The sequence below is a fragment of the Terrabacter sp. 2YAF2 genome, assembly GCF_052114705.1.
Taxonomy (GTDB): Bacteria; Actinomycetota; Actinomycetes; order Actinomycetales; family Dermatophilaceae; genus Terrabacter.
Window position 1 is genome coordinate 53,162 of the sequence record NZ_JBFRFG010000007.1, and the last position, 16,447, is coordinate 69,608.

A 16,447-nucleotide genomic window follows, 5' to 3' on the forward strand; every position below is an offset into this window, starting at 1 on the left:
TCCGGCTCATTCCGGCGGGGCCAACGGGTGGGGCGGTGCGGGGGACGCGGGCAAGGCGGGCGAGGCGGGCGAGGCGGCAGCCAGGCCGGGCTGGTCCCGGAGGTCTCCTGCTGCACCATCCGCGGGGGGAGGGGAGACCTGGACCGGGTCGGGGCCGAGCCCGAGGGCGCCCCCTGACGAGGCCTGGCCGAACTTCTGCTCGAGGAACGCCCCGTGCACGATGATCGCCTCGGCGTCGGCACGGCATACGGCGTCGTAGACCTTGTCCATCGTCGTGCCGAGCAGGTCGAGCTGGTCGACGAGGAGCATGACCGAGCTCTTGCCCGCCTCGATGGGACGCGTGTCGGCCCAGTCGCGCGGGAGGCGGAGGTAGTTGCCGATGGCCACCGGGAGGTAGTCGGTGGCCGTGGCCATGACGCTGTAGCCCTGGCTGCTGCCGAGCCCCAGGTTGGCCAGGCGGGGCAGCGTCTGCCGGACGATGCGCGTGACGCGGAGCAGGCGCGAGAGGACGACCCCGGGCACGCGGCCCTCGCGGGCCTGCAGCTCGATGGCGTCGAGCGCTCCGAGCAGCTGCTCGGTGGTCGGTGGTCCCGAGCGCACCGGCTCAGGTGCCTCGGGCCGGTCCAACCCGAACCACGACCGGATTCCCACTGCGTTGTTCCCCTCTGGTGTTCGCGCGACCGGCTGTCGACCGGCCACGCCACTCCTGCTTCACGGCTCTCGGACCTCGGCAGCACTCACCGACCTGAGCTCACCGCCCCGAGCCGAGGTCGAGCAGGCCGGGCGCGGAGTTCTCGGCGCGGCGGGCGTCCTGCTTCGAGACACGGTCGAGGTAGGACCGTGACTTGGCGACCTCGGTCTCGAGCGTCCCGATCGTCGCGGCCATGTTGTCGAGCGCGCGGACCTTGAACTGGTCGATGGTGTCCATCGTCTCGTAGATGTTGGCGAACGCCTTCTGCAGCGACTCGATCGAGAGCGTCGAGCTGGCCGACTGCTCCTGGATGCGGGCCGAGTTCTGCTTGAGGGCCTCGGACGTGCGCTCGATGATGCTCGAGGTGGTCGTGTTGAGGGCGGTGATCTGGTCGAGCACGAGCTGCTGGTTGTTGAGGGCCTGGGCCACGATGACCGCGGTGCGCAGCGCCGAGACCGTCGTCGTGGTCGCCCGGTCGACGCCCTTGATGAGCTCGATGTTGTTCTTGATGATGATGTCGATGGCGAGGTAGTTCTGGATGGACACGGCGAGCTGGGTCAGCAGGTCCTGGTGCTTCTGGCGGACGTAGAAGAGGACGTCCTCGCGAAGCGCCTTGGCCTTCTCCGGGTCGGTGGCCTCGAGGGTGGCGACCTGCGCGGCCAGCCGGGCGTCGAGGCGCTCGGCGACGTAGACGTACTGGTTGAGCCGGCCCATCGACTCCCAGAGGTTCTTCTTCTCGAGGTTGAGGGCGACGTTGTCCTTGACGAGCTCGTCCTGGCCGGACTGGAGCGAGTGGAGGATGCCGTTGAGGTGGCTCTGCGCCGACTGGTACTTGCGGAAGTAGTCGTTGACCCGGTCGCCCATCGGGATCATGCCGAGGAACTTCTTGGCGCCGGCGGCCTGGCCGGGATCGAGGTCCTCGACGGTGCGACGCAGGTCGAGCAGGGTCTTGCCGACCTTGGAGTTGCCCGACAGGCCGCCCTCGTTGATCGCCTTGACCGGCATCTGCAGCATGCGGTTGCTGCTCTCGGCGGCGAAGCGCACCTCGTCGTTGCCCATGCTGCGCACGTCGGCGGCCTTGGTCTCCCACTCGGGGGAGCGGGCCGCGGCCTTCATCAACGAGTTGAGGTAGCTGTCGACCTTGGCATCGAGCCCCGGCAGCGCCGCCTCGGGGACCGCCGGGGCCATCTTCGGGGCCGCGGTCTCGGCGACCGGTGCGGTCGGGGCGGGAGCCGTGAGGATGAACGCGTCGCCGGGCGGCGGCTCGAGGGGAGCGACCTGCGCGGGTGTGGCTGCCTGGGCGGCGGGCTGGTCAGTCATGTGGAGCGGGTCCTTCCCTCACGTGCCGGCCGCGTCGGCGACGCGACCGAAGTCCCTCGCCCGTCGGCACGAGACGAGCCGCGGGCCGTGGGAGGTGCACCGCGATGGCGCACGACACACGCCTGCAGCGCGCTCGTCGGGCGTACGGCCACTCTACGTGCCGTGCGCCTGCGACGGGTGGGCGAACGCGTGGGTTCCGTCGCCCAGCGGACCCCTTCGGACCGCTCGTGACCCCGGCGAGGAGAGCGACCGCGGCTTGGAGTCAGGGGAGGTTCCGAGCCGCGGTCGCGTTCGTGGGGCACCCACACCTGTCGAACGGGTGGGGTTACCCGCCGGTTCCCGGATCCGCCGGGTCAGTGGCCGTGGTGTGGCCGTGGTGTGGACGTGGTGTGGACGTGGTGTGGCCGTGGTGTGGCCGTGGCCCGCGGCGAGGGCTCAGCCGAACTGCCAGGACCGCTTGCTCAGGCCGAACCAGAAGCCGTCGATGACGCTCTTGTTGTCGAGACCGCCGGACTCGTAGGCGGCTCCAAGGGTGACGAAGAGCGGGGCGAAGTGCTCGGTGCGCGGGTGGGCCTCGTGGGCGGCCGGGGCCTTGTCGAGGAAGTCGAGCAGGCTGTCGATGTCCTGCGCCTTCATCGCCTCCTGGGCCCAGTGGTCGAACTCAGCGCTGGCCGCGGGGGGCAGCGCGTCGGAGCCGGCCCGTGGGTTGAACCAGCGCAGGTTGTGGGTCGTGAAGCCGGATCCGACGATCATCGTGCCCTGCTCGCGCAGCGGTGCGAGGCGTCGGCCGATCTCGAACAGGCCCCTCGGGTCGAGCGTCGGCATCGACATCTGGAGCACCGGGACGTCCGCGTCCGGGAACATCTCCTTGAGAGGGACGTAGGCGCCGTGGTCGAGCCCGCGCGCCTCGTCCCGGTGCACCTGGTGGCCGGGCCAGGTGAGCAGCTTGGTCACCTCGTCGGCGAGCGCGGGCGCGGCGGGGGCGTCGTAGGTGACCTCGTAGTACTTCTGCGGGAAGCCCCAGAAGTCGTAGGTCAGCGGTGCGCCGGTCGTCGAGCCCAGCGTCGTCGGGGCGTCCTCCCAGTGCGCGGAGACCATGAGGACGCCGTGGGGCTTGGGCAGGTCGGCGGACCACCGGGCCAGCTCGTCCGTCCAGCGCTCGTCGTCGGCGAGCGGCGGCGCGCCGTGGCTGAGGTAGAGGACGGGGGCAGACATGGCAGTTCCTTCCGCAGTTGTTGAACTCTAAACTATCAGGGGAACGTGACCTTGGTCCTCATCATTCCCGAGGGCGTATGCCGTCCGGTGCCCTTCCATGAAAGTGCGGTCACGTCACGCCGTGCCACGTCACCTCACATCTCGCCACGTCGAGGGCCGGGTCCTTCGGCCCTGTCGATGCCGCGTCCGGCGGGCGACGCTGGAGCGATGAACGAGATACGCACGGTCGAGGCCGCCGAGCAACCCACGGCCGTCCTGCGGGCCTCGGTGCCGATGGATGAGCTGCCCACCTTCTTCGCCCGGGCCTTCGCCGCCACCGCGGCCGCACTGGCGAAGCAGGGCCACGCGCCCGCAGGCCCGCCCTTCGGGCTCTACCGCGGCATGCCGACGACGGTCGTCGACGTCGAGGCCGGCTTCCCCGTCTCGACCCCGGTCGAGCCCACCGGCGACGTGGTGCCGAGCACCCTTCCGGGCGGACGCGCCGTCGAGGCCGTGCACATCGGGCCCTACGACACCATGGGCGAGACGTACGGCCAGGTCGAGCAGTGGATGGTCGGCCAGCGGCTGGTGCCAGGCAAGGTCGTCTGGGAGAGCTACCTCAGCGACCCCGAGCGGGAGCCCGACCCGGCCACGTGGCGCACGGTGGTCCACTGGTCCGTGTCCTGAGCCCCGCACCAGCGGTGGGCCGGGGGTGGGTCCCGGCAGCCCTCGGGACGGCGCGTCCCGAGCTCGCCGGGCGGGACGGCATACGCCCTCCACGGCGGATGCCGTGAGGCCGCACCCGGCGCGGGCTGTTACGGTCGGTCCGCGTCCACGTCGGGGCAGCGACGAATCCGCTGCACGTGAGATGCGGGAAGTTGAAGGTGCACCATGGCCGCAGGCAAGGGCCGCAAGCTCGTCATCGTGGAGTCGCCCGCCAAGGCGAAGACCATCGCCGGCTACCTCGGAGGGGACTTCGAGGTCGAGGCGTCCGTCGGTCACATCCGTGACCTGCCCAACCCGTCCGAGCTGCCCGCCGACATGAAGAAGGGCCCGTTCGGCAAGTTTGCCGTCGACGTTGACAACGGCTTCGAGCCGTACTACGTCGTCGACCCGGACAAGAAGAAGAAGGTCGCCGAGCTCAAGCGCCTGCTCAAGGACGCCAGCGAGCTCTACCTCGCCACCGATGAGGACCGCGAGGGCGAGGCCATCGCGTGGCACCTGCTCGAGGCGCTCAAGCCGCGGGTTCCGGTCAAGCGCATGGTGTTCCACGAGATCACCCGCGAGGCGATCCAGCGCGCCGTCAACGACACCCGCGAGATCGACACCGCGATGGTCGACGCGCAGGAGACCCGCCGCATCCTCGACCGCCTCTACGGCTACGAGGTCAGCCCGGTCCTGTGGCGCAAGGTCCGCCAGGGCCTGTCGGCCGGCCGTGTGCAGTCCGTCGCGACCCGGATGGTCGTCGAGCGCGAGCGTGAGCGCATGGCGTTCGTCCGCTCCTCGTACTGGGACGTCGAGGGCGACTTCACGCCCGAGGCGGCGAGCCAGCAGTTCACCGCGCGCCTGTCCTCCGTGGACGGGACGCGCGTGGCCACCGGCCGCGACTTCGCCGACGACGGCCGCCTGACGGGCAAGGGCGTCGTCCACCTCGACGAGGCGCTCGCCACGCGGATCGCTGCCGCGTGCCTCCCGCTGACGGCCCGCGTCACCGACGTCCAGGAGAAGCCCTACACGCGCCGCCCGTCGGCGCCGTTCACGACCTCGACCCTCCAGCAGGAGGCGTCGCGCAAGCTGCGGATGTCGTCCAAGAACGCGATGCGCGTGGCGCAGCGGCTCTACGAGAACGGCTACATCACCTACATGCGTACCGACAGCACGACGCTGTCGGACGCTGCCACGACCGCCGCGCGCAGCCAGGCCCGCGACCTGTACGGCGCCGAGTACGTCCCGGACAGCCCGCGCCGCTACGAGAAGAAGGTCAAGAACGCGCAGGAGGCCCACGAGGCCATCCGCCCTGCCGGTGACCGCTTCCGCTCGCCGGCCCAGGTCGCCGGGTCGCTGCGCGGCGAGGAGTTCGCGCTCTACGAGCTGATCTGGAAGCGCACCGTCGCCTCGCAGATGGCCGACGCCCGCGGGTCGACCGCCACCGTCAAGCTCGCCGTCGACACGGCGATCGAGGGCGCCCAGTCGGTCGAGTTCAGCGCGAGCGGCACCGTCATCACCTTCAAGGGCTTCCTCGCCGCCTACGAGGAGGGCCGAGACGACGAGGCCGCCGCGCGCGCCGACGCAGCGGCCGAGGAGCGCCGCCTGCCGAAGCTCTCGGCCGGGGTCCCGCTCGAGGTCGTGCGCGCCGAGGCCGACGGCCACGAGACGAGCCCGCCCGCCCGCTTCACCGAGGCAACGCTCGTCAAGGCCATGGAGGAGCGCGGCATCGGCCGCCCGTCGACGTATGCCGCGACGATCGGCACGATCCAGGACCGCGGCTACGTCTTCACCAAGGGCCAGGCGCTCGTGCCGACGTGGCTCGCGTTCGCGGTGACCCGCTTGCTCGAGGAGCACTTCGGCAACCTCGTCGACTACGAGTTCACCGCCTCGATGGAGGAGGACCTCGACCGCATCGCCAACGGCGACGAGGGCCGCGTCGAGTGGCTGAAGCGCTTCTACTTCGGTGAGGAGGCGACCTCGGCCGCCGGGCTGCGCAGCCTCGTCGAGGACCTCGGCGAGATCGACGCCAAGGAGATCTCGACGATCCCCATCGGCGACGGCATGGTCGTGCGCGTGGGTCGCTACGGCCCCTACGTCGAGGAGCTCGCGCCCGCGGGCGTCGACCTCGCGACGGGGGAGGTCGCCGAGGGCGCCGAGGTGCCGGCCACGCCGCGTCGCGCGACGATCACCGACGACATCGCCCCCGACGAGATGACGCCGGAGATGGCGCGTGAGCTGCTCGAGGTCGCGGCCGACGACGGCAAGGTGCTCGGCAAGGACCCCGAGACCGGCCGCGAGATCGTCGCGCGCGCCGGCCGCTACGGGCCCTACGTCACCGAGGTCATCGAGGACGACGAGGCTGCCGACAAGCCGAAGGGCAAGAAGGCCGCCAAGGTCAAGCCCCGCACTGCCTCGCTCTTCAAGGACATGGAGCTCTCGACCCTGACGCTCGACGACGCGCTCAAGCTGCTGTCGCTGCCGCGCGTCGTCGGCGCCGACGCAGAGGGCGCCCCGATCACCGCGCAGAACGGCCGCTACGGCCCGTACCTCAAGAAGGGGACAGACTCGCGCTCGCTCACGACCGAGCAGCAGCTCTTCGACATCACGCTCGAGGAGGCGCTCGCGATCTACGCGCAGCCGAAGCAGCGCGGGCGTGCAGCGGCGACCCCGCCGCTCAAGGAGCTCGGCACCGACCCGGTCAGCAGCAAGCCCGTCGTCGTCAAGGACGGCCGCTTCGGTCCCTACGTCACCGACGGCGAGACCAACGCGACGCTGCGCAAGGACGACGACCCGGCCGCGATCACTCCGGAGCGCGGCTACGAGCTGCTCGCCGAGAAGCGCGCCAAGGGCCCGACGACCCGCAAGCGCGCCGTGAAGAAGACGGCCAAGAAGACTGCCAAGAAGGCGACGGCGCGCACGACGAAGAAGGCCACCGCCAAGAAGGCCTGACCCGCCCTCCCCAAGACCCGCCCCAATCGAGAGAGCGATCCGTCCGCATCCTGTCCGGACGGATCGCTCTTTCGATTGGGGCTTTCGGTATGCCGGGTGGTGGCCCTGCCGACGGACGTGTCGTCGCGCTAGCGTCGGGTCGGTGGTCGACATCCGGAGGTTCGGGCCCGACGACCGGGGCCGGTGGGAAGAGCTCTTCCGCGCCTACATCAGCTTCTACGAGCGCAGACTCGACGACGCGGCATACGACAGGGCATGGCGCGAGATCACCTCGGGCACACGGCTGCACGGGCGCGGGGCGTGGCGGGATGGGCAGCTCGTCGGGATCACGCACTTCCTCGTGCATCCCAGCTCGAGCGAACCGGACCTGTGCTACCTCGAGGACCTCTTCACCGACCAGGCGGTCCGTGGGCGCGGGGTCGCCACCGCGCTGATCGGCGCCGTGCGGGACTGGGCGCGCGAGAAGGGCTGTGGCAGCGTCTACTGGCAGACCCACGAGGGCAATGCCGTAGCGCGCCGGCTCTACGACGAGGTGGCGACCTGCGAGGGCTACGTCGTCTACACCCTGCCCGTCGGGGATGCCTCCGTCGATGGTGGGAACGTCGGCGCGCGGTGAGAGGCTGAGGGCATGTCAACCGTTGTCTTCGTCCACGCCCACCCTGACGACGAGGCGTCCCAGTCCGCGGGCTCGATGGCGCGCGCCGTGAGCGAGGGGCACCGCGTCGTCCTCGTCGTCGCCACCAACGGCGACCACGGTGACGCCCCCGACGACCTGGCGGAGGGCGAGACCGTCGTGCAGCGGCGCCGGGTCGAGGCGGCTGCCTCCAACGCCGTCATCGGCACGCACCGGGTCGAGTTCCTCGGCTACGCCGACTCCGGCATGACCGGGTGGGTGCAGAACGACCACGAGGAGAGCTTCGCGCGGGCCGACACCGAGGTGGCGGCACAGCGGCTCGCGGCCGTGCTGCGCGAGGAGGACGCCGACGTCGTCGTCGGTTACGACTGGCACGGCGGCTACGGCCATCCCGACCACGTCAAGGTCCACGCCGTGACGAAGCGCGCGGCCGAGATCGCCGGCACGCGGCGCTACCTCGAGGGCTCGATGAACCGTGACGCCATGATCCGCTCCCACCAGGCGGCCATGGCTGCGGGGCTCGACGTGGGGGAGTGGGACCCGAGCGCACCGATGGACGACGGCAACCCGCTCGGCAGCCTCGAGAGCGAGCTGCACTGGGCCTGCGACGTCAGCGAGTTCCTGGAGGTCAAGCGCTCGGCGCTCAAGGCCCACGCGAGCCAGTCGGACGCGCAGGGGATGCTCCAGATGCCGATGGAGATGTTCGCCGTCGCCTTCGCCTGGGAGCACTACATCGAGCCCGGGCGCCCGGAGGGGATGGTGGTGGGCTGGTTCCTCGACGGCTGAACCGTCCAGTAACCTACTCGCGGTAACAATGTCGTTTCCTCCGGAGGGACCCTGATGTCCGACATCGACTTCACGACCGCCAGCGCCGAGCAGATCGCCGCCGTCGAGCCCGGCGAGTTCATCCGCATCGTCAAGGAGATGTCCGACAAGGACGTGCGAGCGGTCATGGAGAGCCCCAACCGCGAGGCCATCGTCGACGCGATCTTCCGGCGGATGCCCGAGCTCTTCCGCCCCGACCGTGCCGGCTCGACCACGGCCACCACGCACTGGAGCATCACCGGGCGACCCGACGGCGGCGCCGACGAGTGGACCGTGCGCTTCGCCGACGGGACGTGCAGCACCCTCCCCGGGCACGACGGGGATGCGACCCTCACCCTCGCCATGACGCCGGTCGACTTCGCCAAGGTCATCACCAAGAGCGGCAACCCGGTCATGATGTTCATGACCGGCAAGATCAAGGCGAAGGGCGACCTCGGGCTCGCCGCCAACATCGCGAACTTCTTCGACATCCCCAAGGCCTGAGGCGGCGGCTGGCGGCGGCACCGCGGCTCACTCTCCCCGCCTCCCCTCAATCGTCGAGAGGCCACGTGTGGCCGCCTCGACCACGTCGAGAGGCCACGTGTGGTCGCCCCAGTAAGGGCCCTTGCAACAGAGCCGGGCCGCGCTGGGTCCCCGACCCGACAACTACTGGCCCTTCGACGTATTTAGAGGCGGCTACACGTGGCCCTTCGACGTGTTAGGGGCGGGCATACGTGGCCTTTCGACGGTGGGGGGCGGCGGGCGGCGGGCGTGACAGTGCCCACCGGACCGGGATGGTCGGGTGGGCACTGTCACCAGGTGGAGCCGGGTCAGGCGAGGGCGTCGATGATCGCGTTGAAGGTCTGCGACGGGCGCATCACCGAGGCGACCTTGGCGGCGTCGGGGCGGTAGTAGCCCCCGATGTCGACCGGGTGGCCCTGGGCGTCGACGAGCTCCTGGGAGATCGTGGCGATGTTGTCCGACAGCGCCTGCGCCACCGGCGCGAACGTCTCGGCCAGGGCGGCGTCGTCGGTCTGCGCGGCGAGCTCCTGCGCCCAGTAGAGCGCGAGCCACACGTGGCTGCCGCGGTTGTCGATCTGACCGACCTTGCGAGCCGGGCCCTTGTTCTCGTCGAGGAGGGTGCCGGTCGCCCGGTCGAGCGTCTGGCCGAGCACGCGAGCCCGCGCGTTGTCGGTGACGTCGGCCAGGTGCTCGAAGCTGACTGCGAGAGCGAGGAACTCGCCCAGGCTGTCCCAGCGGAGGTAGTTCTCCTTGACGAGCTGCTGCACGTGCTTGGGAGCCGAGCCGCCGGCGCCGGTCTCGAAGAGCCCGCCACCGTTGATGAGCGGGACGACGGAGAGCATCTTGGCCGACGTGCCGAGCTCGAGGATCGGGAAGAGGTCGGTGAGATAGTCGCGCAGCACGTTGCCGGTGACCGAGATCGTGTCCTCGCCCTTGCGGATTCGCCCGAGGGAGTAGGCGATCGCGTCGGTGGGCTTCATGATCTCCATGGTCAGGCCGTCGGTGTCGTGCTCGGTGAGGTACTCGTTGACCTTGGCGATGAGGTTCGCGTCGTGGGCGCGGTCGGCGTCGAGCCAGAAGATGGCCGGTGTGCCTGTGGCGCGGGCGCGCGTCACGGCGAGCTTGACCCAGTCGCGGATCGGCACGTCCTTGGTCTGGCAGGCGCGCCAGATGTCGCCCGCCGACACGGCGTGCTCGATGAGCACCTCGCCGGAGCCGTCGACCACGCGCACGGTCCCGTCGGCCGGGATCTCGAAGGTCTTGTCGTGGCTGCCGTACTCCTCGGCCGCCTGCGCCATGAGGCCAACGTTGGGGACAGAGCCCATCGTCGAGGGGTCGTAGGCGCCGTGGGCGCGGCAGTCGTCGAGGACGACCTGGTAGATGCCGGCGTAGGAGCTGTCGGGCAGCACGGCCAGTGTGTCCTGCTCGGCGCCGTCACGGTTCCACATGTGGCCCGAGGTGCGGATCATCGCCGGCATCGACGCGTCGACGATGACGTCGCTCGGCACGTGGAGGTTGGTGATGCCCTTGTCGGAGTCGACCATCGCGATGGCCGGTCCGTCCTCGAAGCCCTTCGCCACGGCAGCCTCGACCTCGGCGCGCTCGTCGGAGGGCAGGCCCTCGACGGCCTTGAGCACGGCGCCGAGCCCGTCGTTGGGGGACGCGCCGACGGAGGCGAGCGCCCCGGCATACGTCTCGAAGACGTCGGGGAAGAAGGCTCGCACGACGTGACCGAAGATGATCGGGTCGGAGACCTTCATCATGGTGGCCTTGAGGTGCACGGAGAAGAGGACGCCCTCCTCCTTGGCGCGCGCCACCTGCTCGGAGAGGAAGTCGCGCAGCTTCGCGACGTTCATGAACGTCGCGTCGACGACCTCGCCGGCGAGGACGGGGATCGACTCCTTGAGCACCGTGGCAGAGCCGTCGGCACCGACGAGCTCGACGCGCAGCGTGCCATCGGCTTCGATGACGACGGACTTCTCGTTGTGGCGGAAGTCGTCCTCACCCATCGTCGCGACGTTGGTCCTGGACTCGGCGGTCCACGCGCCCATCGAGTGCGGGTGCTTGCGGGCGTAGCTCTTCACCGACGCGGGCGCGCGGCGGTCCGAGTTGCCTTCGCGCAGAACAGGGTTGACGGCCGAGCCCTTGATCTTGTCGTATGCCGCCCGCGCTGACTTCTCCGCGTCGGTGGTCGGGTTGTCGGGGTAGTCGGGCAGCGCGTAGTCGGCGGCCTGGAGCTCGGCGATCGCAGCCTTGAGCTGCGGGATCGAGGCCGAGACGTTCGGGAGCTTGATGATGTTGGCCTCGGGAGTCTTGGCCAGGGCGCCGAGCTCGGCCAGGGCGTCGCCGATGCGCTGCTCGGGCGTCAGTGCGTCGGGGAACGCGGCGATGATGCGACCCGAGAGCGAGATGTCACGCGTCTCGACCTCGACGCCGGCCTGCTTGGCGAAGGCCGAGACGATGGGCAGCAGAGAGGCCGTGGCCAGGGCCGGCGCCTCGTCCGTGTGCGTGTAGATGATTGTCGAGTCCAACGCGGGTGCTCCGTTCGAGTTGCTGTCGTACCGAGATCCGAGAACGTGGATCCTGAATAAATCTTGATATCAAGATATCCGATGGTCGGCGTCCGTGGGGCCGCCGTCCCATCCTGCCGGGGGTGGTCTGCCCCACGCCAGAGAGTCCCGCTCTAGGGTGGAGCGGATGAGCACCGACCCGCGCAGCGATCCGCACGGCGTCGCCGACGCCTCCACCCTTACCCGCACGGTCGACCCCGCGACCGCCCGCCACCTGCACCACCTGCTCGCGACCGAGCAGCGCCGCGGCCGTCTGCCGTCGGTCGCTGCGGGCATCGTGCGGGACGGTGCGCTCGCCTGGTCTGGCGCCATCGGCACGCTCGACGGGAGGGCCGGGGGAGAGGTCGCCGACGCCGACACGCAGTACCGGATGGGCTCCATCACGAAGACGTTCGTCGCCGTGGCGGTCATGCGCCTGCGAGACGCCGGACGCCTCGACCTGCTCGACCGGTTCGAGGACCATGTCCCCGGCTCGCAGCTCGGCGGCGCCACCATCGCGCAGCTGCTCTCTCACGGCGCCGGGGTGCAGGCCGAGACGAACGGTCCGTGGTGGGAGCGCACGCCAGGTGCCGACTGGGACGAGCTGGCGGGATCCCCGGTGGGACAGCGTTTCCGGGCCGGCCGGCGCTTCCACTACACGAACGTCGGCTTCGCAGCGCTCGGGCAGCTCGTGGCCCGCGCACACGGCGCCGACTGGTTCGACGTGATCCGTCGTGACCTGCTCGATCCGCTCGGCATGACGCGCACGACGACCCGCCCCAGCGGCAAGGCCGCCCAAGGCCTCGCGGTGCACCCGTTCGCCGACGTCCTGCTGCCCGAGCCCGAGCACGACGCCGGGGCCATGGCTCCGGCAGGTCAGCTGTGGACGACCGTGGACGACCTCGCTCGGTGGGCCGCCTTCGCCGGCGGGGACACCGCCGAGGTCCTGTCTGCCGACACCCTGACCGAGATGTACGAGCCGCACACGATCAACGACAGTCCGGGGCAGCCCTGGACCACCGCGCACGGGCTCGGCTGGCAGGTCTGGAACGTCGACGGAACGAGGTATGCCGGTCATGGCGGTTCGATGCCCGGTTTCCTCGCGGGCTTGCGTGTCGAGGTCGAGTCCGGTGACGGGGTCGTCGTCCTCACCAACAGCACGAGCGGCATGGGGGCCATCGCTCCCGAGCTGCTGACGGCATACGTCGAGCGGGAGCCGCGCACCCCCGAGCCGTGGCACGCCGCCGGCGACCCGGCCGTGCTCGAGCTGGTGGGCACCTGGCACTGGGGCCCGTCGGTGTCGACGGCCAGGGTCGTGGGCGAGCACCTCGTCCTCGGCGAGCCCGGCCAGGCACGCGGTTCGCGCTTCGCGCCGACGGGTCGTGACGAGGGGGTCGGGCTCGACGGCTACTACACGGGCGAGCCGTTGCGGGTGGTGCGCTCGGCCGACGGGGCGCCGTCGCACCTCGACCTGGCGTCGTTCCGCTTCACCCGGACGCCCTACGATCCCGCGGCTGACGTGCCCGGTGGTGTGCACGACGGCGGCTGGCGCTAGTGCAGGTGGCTCGCGACCTCTCCCGGCTCCGGTGGCCGCGGCTGACCCAACGGCTCGCCCTGCGCCCGCTCAGCCTCGACGACGTCGACGCGGTCCACGCCTTCCGCTGCCTGCCCGAGGTCGTGGTGCACCTGAGCCACGACGTGCTGGACCGCGACCAGGTGCGGCACCGGATCTCCCAGCGCATCGAGCGGGGTCGGCCGGGGGCTGCCGAGCCGCTCCTCGGGCTGGCCGTCGAGGAGCTGCGGACCGGCCGCGTCGTCGGTGACGTCATGCTGCGGATCGAGCCGAGCCACAGCATCGCCCGGATGCCGACCGATGAGTGGGAGGGGACGATCGGCTACGCGCTGCACCCGGACGTCCAGGGCCGGGGGCTCGCCGCCGAAGCCGCTGCCGAGCTGCTCGTCATTGGTTTCGGTGAGCTGCGCCTGCGCCGGATCACCGCGGACGCCTATGCCGACAACATCGCCTCGAACCGCGTCCTACGCCGCATCGGCATGCGTCACGAGGCGACGACCCGAGCCAAGTCGCTGGGCAAGGACGGCACCTGGCTCGACGACAACACCTGGGCCCTGCTCCGCGAGGAGTGGCGCGGCTGATCTCCGCCCAGCTTCCCGGACGTGGACGCGAACGATGTGGGCCACGCGTCGGAAGGGAGTCCGGTGCGTGGCCCACGGCCTGCCGAGATCGACGGGGAGGGGGTCGGTCACGGCGCGCAAAGGTCGTCGATGAGCCTGAGTCAAAGACCGCGAGCGGCTCCAGTCAAGAGCTTGTCCAACGTTGGGTCAGCGACGCCGTCCGGACCTCCGGCGATGCGTCCCTGATGCCGGTGCCCGCGTTGTCCGCGCTGGCTGCGGGGGCGGGGTGCGGGCGGCGCGGCCACCAGAACCGGTCGCCGAGGACGACCGCGATGGCGGGCACGAGCAGTGTCCGGACGACGAGGGTGTCGAGCAGGACGCCGACGCAGATGATGACGCCGATCTGGGCCAGCACGACGAGCGGCAGGACGCCGAGGACGGCGAAGACGGCCGCGAGCAGGATGCCCGCGCTCGTGATGACGCCGCCCGTGGCAGCCAGGCCGCGCAGCATGCCTTGGCGTGAGCCGTGCTGGCGTGACTCCTCCCGTGCCCGGGTGACGAGGAAGATGTTGTAGTCGACGCCGAGCGCCACGAGGAAGACGAAGGCGAAGAGCGGCGCGCTGTCGTCGAGCGCGGAGAAGCCGAGGACCTTGGTGAAGATCCACCACGACGCGCCGACGCTGGCGAGGAAGGTCGCGACGACGGTCGAGACGAGGACGAGTGGCGCGACGACCGAACGGAGCAGCAGGCCGAGCGCCAGCAGGACCAGCACGAGCACGAGCGGGAAGATGACGAGCCGGTCGCGGGACGAGGCCTCGGCCTGGTCGAGGGCGACAGCCTCGGTGCCCGCGACGTGGCTCTCCGGTAGGGCGGCCAGTGCCGCCCGAAGAGCCCGCACGGTCGCGGTTGCCTCGTCGGAGCCGGGAGCGGCCTTGATGACGGCGTCGACCTCGGCCACACCGTCTGCCTGCTTGACCGGGCGCGCGCCGGCGATGCCCGGGACGTTCTTGGCGGCGGACGCCACGGCGTCCGGGTCGGCTGTCGTCACGATCACTGCCGGGTCCGCGCTGCCTGCCGGGAACGACTGGGAGAGGCGCTCGCTCGCGGCGATGGCTTCGGGCTTCTTGAGGAACTGGTCCGAGGGCTTCAGGCCCGTGTCGATCGCGGCGATGCCGGCGGCCATGACGGCGAGGGCCACGAGCGTCACGCTGATGATCCGCTTCGGGTGGGCGGCCACCCGGTCGCCGACCCGGCGCCAGAGGGAGTGGCCGTCGGCCAGGGCTGCCTGGCCCTCACGCGGGACCTTGGGCCAGAAGATCCAGCGGTCGAAGATGACGAGGGCCGCTGGCAGCACGAGCAGGACGAAGGCGGCGGCGACGACGACACCGACAGCGCACGCGAGCCCGAGGCCGCGCGTCGCCGGGAAGAGCGAGAGCAGCAGCGTCAGCAGGCCGATGGTGACGGTGACGGCGCTCGAGAGGACGGCCTCCGACGTGCGGCGCAGGGCGAGCGACATGGCCTCGCGGCGGTCGGCGTGGCTGCGCAGCTCGTCGCGGTAGCGCGAGATCAGCAGCAGCGCGTAGTCGGTGCCCGCACCGAAGACGAGGACCGAGAGGATGCCGATGGTCGACTCGTCCCAGACGATGTCGAATGCCGCGAGCGTGTGCGTCGCCAGGACGGCAGCGAGTCGGTCTGCGACGCCCACGACGAGGAGCGGGAAGATCCAGAGGATCGGGCTGCGATAGGTCAGCACGAGCAGCAGGGCGACGACGGAGGCGGTGGCGATGAGCAGGCGGGTGTTGGCGCCCTCGAAGACCGCGGCGAGGTCCGCCTGGACGGCTGCCGGGCCGGTGACCTGGGCGGTGACCCCCTCGGGAAGATCCGCCTTGACGCTCGTGCGGATGTCACGCACCCGCTCGGCCGTGGCCGTCGCGTCGGTCGCGTCCACGGGGACGACCGCCAGCGCGGCGGTGCCGTCGTCACTGCGCTGGACGGGTGCTCGGCCGGCGCCGGGTAGCTGTGACAGGCGCCCCTCGATGGTGGTGAGGTCGGCCGGGCTCAGGGCGCCCGAGGCCTTGCTGAAGAGCACCACGGCCGTGGATCCCTTGGCCTCGGGCAGCCGGTCGCGCAGCTGGAGCGCGGCAGCGCTGTCGGAGCCGATGGGCAGGGCGTCGGTCGAGCTCGCCGTCCGTTGCGCCTCGCCCACGGCGCTCACCACCCCCATGGCACCGGCCAGGGCCAGGACGACGATGGCGACGGCCCACCACTTGCGGGTGATCCTGTCGGTCACAGCGTGCACACCACACCTCCAGATAGCATGAGTAACGGGGTTACTCAGTAGATTACTAAGTTGGTGAGTGATATTAACAGCAAGAACAAGACGGGGACACCATCGGGCCCCAGGCGTGCGCGTCCCCGGCGGGGCGCGACGGTCGAACCCGAGCTCTCCCACGTCGGTCACGTTCTGCCCGGCGTCGGGCTCGTCCCCGGCGTGCCGGCGTGGCGGACGACCGGCACGTTGTCGGCGCTGCAGGAGCTCGTCGAGGTGTCCGAGACCGTGCCTGCCGTGGTCGCTCGTCAGGCGGGACTCAGCACGTCCGAGCTGCACTCGCTGCGCCACCTCATGCGCGGACCGGTCGGCCCTGTCGACCTCGCCAAGCTGCTCGGGGTGACGTCGGCCGCGTCGTCCGGTGTCGTCGACCGCCTGGTGAGCCGGGGACATGCCGAACGTCGGCCGCATCCGGACGACGGTCGGCGCACCGCGGTGGTCATCACCGACAGCGGCCGCGCCGAGGTGCTTGCCCGGATGACGCCGATGTTCGAGAGCCTTGCCGCGCTCGACGCGACGCTGGACGAGCATGACCGCGAGGTCGTCGAGCGTTACCTGCGCGGGGCGACGGCCGCCATGAGGAACCTGATGGCCTGACCCCTGGACGGGACGTG

At 70.7% G+C, this 16,447-nt stretch carries 13 protein-coding genes; 8 read left to right on the forward strand and 5 right to left on the reverse strand.

Annotation, left to right across the window (positions count from 1 at the left end):
• Positions 1-6: 6 nt before the first annotated feature.
• The 3 genes from AB4030_RS10490 to AB4030_RS10500 all read right to left on the reverse strand — a co-directional run bounded on the left by AB4030_RS10490 (position 7) and on the right by AB4030_RS10500 (position 3,226).
• Positions 7-600 carry a hypothetical protein gene (locus tag AB4030_RS10490; protein ID WP_442279165.1) on the reverse strand — a complete coding sequence of 198 codons (594 nt, stop codon included), beginning with the start codon at positions 598-600 and terminating at the stop codon, positions 7-9.
• 151 nt (positions 601-751) lie between these two features.
• Positions 752-2,011, reverse strand: coding sequence for a toxic anion resistance protein (locus AB4030_RS10495; protein ID WP_442279166.1), 1,260 nt, complete (start codon positions 2,009-2,011; stop codon positions 752-754).
• 435 nt (positions 2,012-2,446) lie between these two features.
• Positions 2,447-3,226, reverse strand: coding sequence for a DODA-type extradiol aromatic ring-opening family dioxygenase (locus AB4030_RS10500; protein ID WP_442279167.1), 780 nt, complete (start codon positions 3,224-3,226; stop codon positions 2,447-2,449).
• Positions 3,227-3,433: 207 nt separating this feature from the next.
• Here AB4030_RS10500 and AB4030_RS10505 point away from each other — a divergent pair, with 207 nt between their 5' ends.
• From AB4030_RS10505 to AB4030_RS10525, 5 genes are all read left to right on the forward strand, one after another.
• Positions 3,434-3,892, forward strand: coding sequence for a GyrI-like domain-containing protein (locus tag AB4030_RS10505; RefSeq protein ID WP_442279168.1), 459 nt, complete (start codon positions 3,434-3,436; stop codon positions 3,890-3,892).
• Positions 3,893-4,096: 204 nt separating this feature from the next.
• Entirely contained in the window at positions 4,097-6,862 is a 2,766-nt protein-coding gene (gene topA / locus AB4030_RS10510) for a type I DNA topoisomerase (RefSeq protein WP_442279169.1), read from the forward strand.
• Positions 6,863-7,004: 142 nt separating this feature from the next.
• Positions 7,005-7,478 (forward strand): GNAT family N-acetyltransferase, encoded by a 474-nt coding sequence (locus tag AB4030_RS10515; RefSeq protein WP_442279170.1) that lies wholly within the window; start codon positions 7,005-7,007, stop codon positions 7,476-7,478.
• A 12-nt stretch (positions 7,479-7,490) separates the two neighbouring features.
• Entirely contained in the window at positions 7,491-8,282 is a 792-nt protein-coding gene (locus AB4030_RS10520) for a PIG-L deacetylase family protein (RefSeq protein ID WP_442279171.1), read from the forward strand.
• 54 nt (positions 8,283-8,336) lie between these two features.
• The gene (locus tag AB4030_RS10525; protein WP_442279172.1) at positions 8,337-8,804 is read left to right on the forward strand and encodes an SCP2 sterol-binding domain-containing protein; all 468 of its coding nucleotides are present in this window, start codon (positions 8,337-8,339) and stop codon (positions 8,802-8,804) included.
• A 326-nt stretch (positions 8,805-9,130) separates the two neighbouring features.
• Here AB4030_RS10525 and AB4030_RS10530 read toward each other — a convergent pair whose 3' ends face one another.
• Positions 9,131-11,353 (reverse strand): NADP-dependent isocitrate dehydrogenase, encoded by a 2,223-nt coding sequence (locus AB4030_RS10530; protein WP_442279173.1) that lies wholly within the window; start codon positions 11,351-11,353, stop codon positions 9,131-9,133.
• A 166-nt stretch (positions 11,354-11,519) separates the two neighbouring features.
• On the opposite strand from AB4030_RS10530, the gene AB4030_RS10535 reads away from it, so the two are divergent.
• Both AB4030_RS10535 and AB4030_RS10540 read left to right on the forward strand, forming a co-directional pair.
• Positions 11,520-12,926, forward strand: coding sequence for a serine hydrolase domain-containing protein (locus AB4030_RS10535; RefSeq protein WP_442279174.1), 1,407 nt, complete (start codon positions 11,520-11,522; stop codon positions 12,924-12,926).
• 5 nt (positions 12,927-12,931) lie between these two features.
• Positions 12,932-13,525 (forward strand): GNAT family N-acetyltransferase, encoded by a 594-nt coding sequence (locus tag AB4030_RS10540; protein WP_442279175.1) that lies wholly within the window; start codon positions 12,932-12,934, stop codon positions 13,523-13,525.
• A gap of 163 nt (positions 13,526-13,688) precedes the next feature.
• On the opposite strand, the gene AB4030_RS10545 is transcribed toward AB4030_RS10540, so the two are convergent.
• On the reverse strand, positions 13,689-15,794 hold the full coding sequence (locus AB4030_RS10545) for an MMPL family transporter (RefSeq protein ID WP_442279176.1): 2,106 nt from the start codon (positions 15,792-15,794) through the stop codon (positions 13,689-13,691).
• Positions 15,795-15,857: 63 nt separating this feature from the next.
• On the opposite strand from AB4030_RS10545, the gene AB4030_RS10550 reads away from it, so the two are divergent.
• Positions 15,858-16,430, forward strand: a complete 573-nt coding sequence (locus tag AB4030_RS10550) for a MarR family winged helix-turn-helix transcriptional regulator (RefSeq protein WP_442279177.1) — start codon at positions 15,858-15,860, stop codon at positions 16,428-16,430.
• Positions 16,431-16,447: the final 17 nt, after the last annotated feature.

What these genes read in the sequence shown, in the direction of transcription:
- AB4030_RS10495 (WP_442279166.1), bottom strand. Translation starts at nt 2,011, where the DNA reads ATGACTGACCAGCCCGCCGCCCAGGCAGCCACACCCGCGCAGGTCGCT.
- AB4030_RS10500 (WP_442279167.1), bottom strand. Translation starts at nt 3,226, where the DNA reads ATGTCTGCCCCCGTCCTCTACCTCAGCCACGGCGCGCCGCCGCTCGCC.
- AB4030_RS10525 (WP_442279172.1), top strand. Translation starts at nt 8,337, where the DNA reads ATGTCCGACATCGACTTCACGACCGCCAGCGCCGAGCAGATCGCCGCC.
- AB4030_RS10520 (WP_442279171.1), top strand. Translation starts at nt 7,491, where the DNA reads ATGTCAACCGTTGTCTTCGTCCACGCCCACCCTGACGACGAGGCGTCC.
- AB4030_RS10505 (WP_442279168.1), top strand. Translation starts at nt 3,434, where the DNA reads ATGAACGAGATACGCACGGTCGAGGCCGCCGAGCAACCCACGGCCGTC.
- topA (WP_442279169.1), top strand. Translation starts at nt 4,097, where the DNA reads ATGGCCGCAGGCAAGGGCCGCAAGCTCGTCATCGTGGAGTCGCCCGCC.
- AB4030_RS10535 (WP_442279174.1), top strand. Translation starts at nt 11,520, where the DNA reads ATGAGCACCGACCCGCGCAGCGATCCGCACGGCGTCGCCGACGCCTCC.